General features: G+C 72.0%; 5 protein-coding genes and 2 pseudogenes. 2 read left to right on the forward strand and 5 right to left on the reverse strand.

Annotation, left to right across the window (positions count from 1 at the left end):
• The 3 genes and pseudogenes from ABZ749_RS30355 to pdhA form a co-directional block, all read right to left on the reverse strand.
• Positions 1-64 (reverse strand): annotated as a pseudogene (locus ABZ749_RS30355) (very short patch repair endonuclease); the annotation flags it as partial.
• A gap of 31 nt (positions 65-95) precedes the next feature.
• A pseudogene (locus tag ABZ749_RS30360) lies at positions 96-686 on the reverse strand (alpha-ketoacid dehydrogenase subunit beta); the annotation flags it as partial.
• The gene (gene pdhA, locus ABZ749_RS30365; protein ID WP_357233787.1) at positions 683-1,882 is read right to left on the reverse strand and encodes a pyruvate dehydrogenase (acetyl-transferring) E1 component subunit alpha; all 1,200 of its coding nucleotides are present in this window, start codon (positions 1,880-1,882) and stop codon (positions 683-685) included. The pseudogene ABZ749_RS30360 and the gene pdhA, both read right to left, overlap by 4 nt.
• Before the next feature lie 135 nt (positions 1,883-2,017).
• Between pdhA and ABZ749_RS30370 the strand changes: the two genes are divergently transcribed.
• Positions 2,018-2,461 (forward strand): Lrp/AsnC family transcriptional regulator, encoded by a 444-nt coding sequence (locus tag ABZ749_RS30370; protein WP_355008035.1) that lies wholly within the window; start codon positions 2,018-2,020, stop codon positions 2,459-2,461.
• Between the two features lie 9 nt (positions 2,462-2,470).
• Here ABZ749_RS30370 and ABZ749_RS30375 read toward each other — a convergent pair whose 3' ends face one another.
• Positions 2,471-3,442: a DNA primase small subunit domain-containing protein gene (locus ABZ749_RS30375; protein WP_357233781.1), complete on the reverse strand. Its 972-nt coding sequence runs from the start codon at positions 3,440-3,442 to the stop codon at positions 2,471-2,473.
• 101 nt (positions 3,443-3,543) lie between these two features.
• Positions 3,544-3,870, reverse strand: coding sequence for a hypothetical protein (locus ABZ749_RS30380; protein ID WP_357233783.1), 327 nt, complete (start codon positions 3,868-3,870; stop codon positions 3,544-3,546).
• Between the two features lie 124 nt (positions 3,871-3,994).
• Between ABZ749_RS30380 and ABZ749_RS30385 the strand changes: the two genes are divergently transcribed.
• Positions 3,995-4,342 (forward strand): phosphoglycerate mutase family protein (locus tag ABZ749_RS30385; protein WP_357233785.1); only part of this gene is annotated, 348 nt, incomplete at its 3' end.

Genomic DNA, 4,342 nt, shown 5'->3' on the forward strand with positions numbered 1-4,342 from the left:
CTGACGGCATTCGGCAGTGGAGCTGACATCCATGCCAGAAACAACCGTCCACAAAAATCGCCACTCTGGGACGCGTGAAGACAATGTCTGGTCGGCACGACGGCCCGGCCGAACGGCTCGTTGCGGGTCGGCAGGGACGCCTCGGCGCTGGTGAAGTAGAGCTTCTTTGGCTCCATGAAGACCACCGGGTCGGGGTCCTCGATGGCCTCGCGCAGCAGCGAGTACGCGTCGTCGACGGTCGCCGGGGTGACCACCTTCAGTCCGGGGGTGTGCGCGTAGTACGCCTCGGACGAGTCGCAGTGGTGCTCGACCCCGCCGATCCCGCCCGCGTACGGCACGCGGATGACGATCGGCACGCTCAGCGCGCCCCTGGTGCGGTTGCGCAGCTTCGCCACGTGGGAGGCGATCTGCTCGAACGCCGGGTACGCGAACGCGTCGAACTGCATCTCGACCACCGGGCGCAGGCCGGACATGGCCATGCCGACGGCGAAGCCGACGATGCCGGCCTCGGCGAGTGGGGTGTCGAAGCAGCGGTTCTCGCCGAAGCGGGCCTGGAGGCCGTCGGTGATCCGGAAGACGCCGCCGAGCGCGCCGACGTCCTCACCGAAGACGACGACCCGCTCGTCGGCGGCGAGCGCGTCGGCGAGCGCGGTGTTGAGCGCCTTCGCCATGGTGGTGGCCATCAGGCGTCGCCCTCCTCGGCGTGCGCGGCGGCCAGCTCGGCGCGGACCTGCTCACGCTGTTCGACAAGCTGCGGGGTGGGCTCGGCGTAGACGTGGTCGAAGAGGCTCAGCGGATCGACGGTGGGCTGCTCGTTCATCCGGGTCCGCAGGTCCGCCGCGTACGCCTCGGCCTGCTCGGCGATCTCGGCGACGGCCGCGTCGTCGAGCACGCCGCGGGCGCGCAGGTAGGTCTCCAGGCGGGCGACCGGGTCCCGGTCCCGCCAGGCGTCGACCTCGGCGCCGTCGCGGTAGCGACTGGCGTCGTCGGCGTTGGTGTGCGGCTCCATCCGGTAGGTGTGCGCCTCGACCAGGAACGGTCCCTTGCCGGCCCGGGCGTGGGCGACCGCGCGGGTGAGCACGGCGAGCACCGCCACCGGGTCGTTGCCGTCGACCTGCTCACTGGGTACGCCGTAGCCGACGCCCTTGTAGGCCAGCGACGGCGCGGCGGTCTGCCGGGACAGCGGGACGCTGATCGCGTACCTGTTGTTCTGCACGAAGAAGACCACCGGCGCCTTGAACACGGCGGCGAAGTTGATCCCCTCGTGGAAGTCGCCCTCGCTGGTGGCGCCGTCACCGATGAAGGCCAGCGCCACGGTGTCGCGGCCCTGGTACGCCTCGCCGTGCGCCAGCCCGGCGGCGTGCACGCACTGGGTGGCGAGGGGGGTGCACTGCGGCGCGGTGTGCACCTCGGTCGGGTCGTAGCCGCAGTGCCAGTCGCCGCGCAGCAGGGTGAGCACCTCGACGGGGTCGATGCCTCGGGCAACCAGCGCCATCGACTCGCGGTACGTGGGGAAGACCCAGTCGGTGTCGCGGACCGCGAGGACCGCGCCGACCTGGCACGCCTCCTGGCCCCGCGAGGACGGGTAGACGGCCAGCCGGCCCTGCTTGGTCAGGGCGGTCGCCTGGGTGTCGAAGCGGCGGCCGAGCACCATCCGGCGGTACAGCTCGCGCAGCACCTCGGCGGGTGGTTCGGGGTAGTCGGCGCGGGCGGGCAGCGGCGTGCCGTTCTCGGCGAGCAGGCGGACCGGCTCGGCGTCCGGTAGCAACGAGCGCGCCGGGTCGGGCGGGGTGACCGTTCGACGGGTGCGCGGGGATGCCCTGCGGACCGCCTGGGGAGTGGTCGTCACGGCGGAACCTCCTGGGACGTGTGGTGAGCCTATGCTTCCGCTTGTGGATGATTGACTCAAGATCGACACAGAAGGCGGGACGGTTGGCATGCGGAGGGCGTACCAGTGAGCCAGGAGACCGCCGACGAAGCAGGCCGGGGCGCGGGATCGGGACGATCGGCCCGAGCGTTGGACGAGGTCGACCGGCGGATCCTCGACGAGCTGGTCCGCGACGGTCGGACGTCGGTGCGTACCCTCGCCGAGCGGATCCACATCTCCCGAACCAACGCGTACGCGCGGGTGGAGCGGTTGCTGCGCGACGGGGTGATCACCGGGTTCCGGGCCCAGGTGGCACCCGAGGCGGCCGGGCTGGGCACGTCGGCGTACATCGCCCTGACCATCGAGCAGAACACCTGGCGGGAGGTGTCGGCCGAGCTGGCCCAGGTGCGCTACATCGAGCACGCCGCGTTGCTCGGCGGTGACCACGACGTGCTCGCGCTGGTACGCGCGCCGGACAACGCCGCGCTGCGCGACGTGGTGCTGGGTCGGGTGCAGAGCATTCCGGGGGTGCTGTCCACCCGCACCTGGCTGGTCTTCGAGGAGTTCGACGGGGTTGGCAGCCCCTGGGCGTGACCGCCGGCCTCAGCGCTCCGGCGGGGCCTCCAGCCCGTCGCGGTCGGCCAACTCCAGCAACGGTTCCAAAGAGTGCCGGTCACCGTCGAGGCCGGCGTGCGGGTCGCCGCGCTCGGCGAACCGGGCCGGCATGCTGAGCACGTCGAAGTCCTCCGGGCGGACCTGGTCCAGCTCCGACCAGTCCAGCGGCGCGGAGACCAGCGCGGCCGGCGTCGGCCGGATCGAGTACGCCGAGGTCACCGTGTGGTCCCGGGCCATCTGGTTGTAGTCCACGAAGACCGGCCGGTCCCGTTGTTCGCGCCACCAGGTGGTGGTGACCAGGTCCGGCAGCCGGCGCTGCATCTCCCGGCCCAGCGCGAGCACCGCCCGACGGCAGTCACCGAAGCTCCACCGCGGCTCGATCGACAGGTAGACGTGCAGCCCCCGACCGCCGGTGGTCTTCGGGTAACCGGTCATGCCCAGCTCGGCGAGGAACGCCCGCACCTCGTGCGCCACCGGCACCACCTGCTCGAAGCCGACGCCGGGCATCGGGTCCAGGTCGATGCGCAACTGGTCGGGGCGTTCCACGTCGGCGGCGGTGACCGGCCACGGGTGGAACCGCAGGGTGCCCAGGTTGGCCGCCCAGATGACCACTGCCAACTCGCTCGGCGCGACCTCGTCGGCGGTCCGGCCACTGGGGAACGTGATGTGCGCCGTACGCACCCACTCGGGCGCGCCGGCCGGCAGCCGCTTCTGGTAGAACGCGTCGCCCCGGTTGGTCTGCCGGGTGGCGATCGTCGCGCCCTCGAAGACACCACGGGGCCAGCGTTCCAGCATGGTCGGCCGGTCCCGCAACGCGCGCAGGATGCCGTCGCCCACCGCCAGGAAGTAGCGGACCACGTCCAGCTTGGTCAGCCCACGCTCCGGGAAGTACGGCTTGTCGGGGCTGGAGACGCGGACCACCCGCTCCCCCACCTGGATCTCCTCCGCCGCCGTGGCCACGCCCTGAGGGTACGACGCACAAGCGCCCCGTACAGCCACCGAGCGGACACTGGCGCGGCGCCGGCGGAGCTGGGCTTCGACGGCAGCGATGACGCGCCCGCTCAGGTGAGCAGCAGCACGCCGACCACGACCAGTGGCAGCCCGACGAAGAGGAAGATGCCGACCCCGGTGAGCACGCGCCCACCGCCGGCCGTCTCCCGCTCCGGCGCGACACCGAAGGTGGCGCGGGGGCCGAGCATGCCGATCCGACTCAGCGTCAGGTCGCCCGTCATGCCGATGAGCCCGCCCACCACAACCAACCCGATGCCCAGCCGGGCGACGTAGTCACCGCCGGCGACCGCCACCCAGATCATCGCCGCGACCGCGACCAGCGCCCCGACCACCACGAACAACAGGACCGCTTCCCGCAGACCTCGCAAGACAGTCATCTATCGACCCCCGTCACCTGTCCGGCGCACATTGTTTCGCATCACCAGGTCGCGGCGCTGCCCCGAAACCGACAGCGACCACCGGACACGGTTACCGTCGGCGGCGCCCGGGTAGGGGGGCCGCATGGCGGAACTGGCAACCCTCTGGATCGTCCGGCACGGCGAGAGCACCGCGAACGTCGCGGCGACACACGCCGAGGCGTCGGGCGCGGAGCTGATCGACCTCACCCATCGCGACGCCGACGTGCCGCTGTCCGCGACCGGCGAGGAGCAGGCCCGGGCGACCGGCCGTTGGCTGGCGGAGCTGCCGGCCGCGAGGCGCCCGGATGTGGCGGTCGTGTCGCCGTACCTGCGCGCGGTGCAGACCTCCCGGCTGGGCGCGGCGAGCAGCGACGCCTCACCGGTCAGCTCCTCGTGGGCGCCGGGGGAGGCGGTGTCGATGTCGAGCACCTCGTCGTTGAGCCCGGTCACC

Origin of the sequence: Micromonospora sp. NPDC047753 (genome assembly GCF_040642735.1) — a bacterium.
GTDB lineage: Bacteria > Actinomycetota > Actinomycetes > Mycobacteriales > Micromonosporaceae > Micromonospora.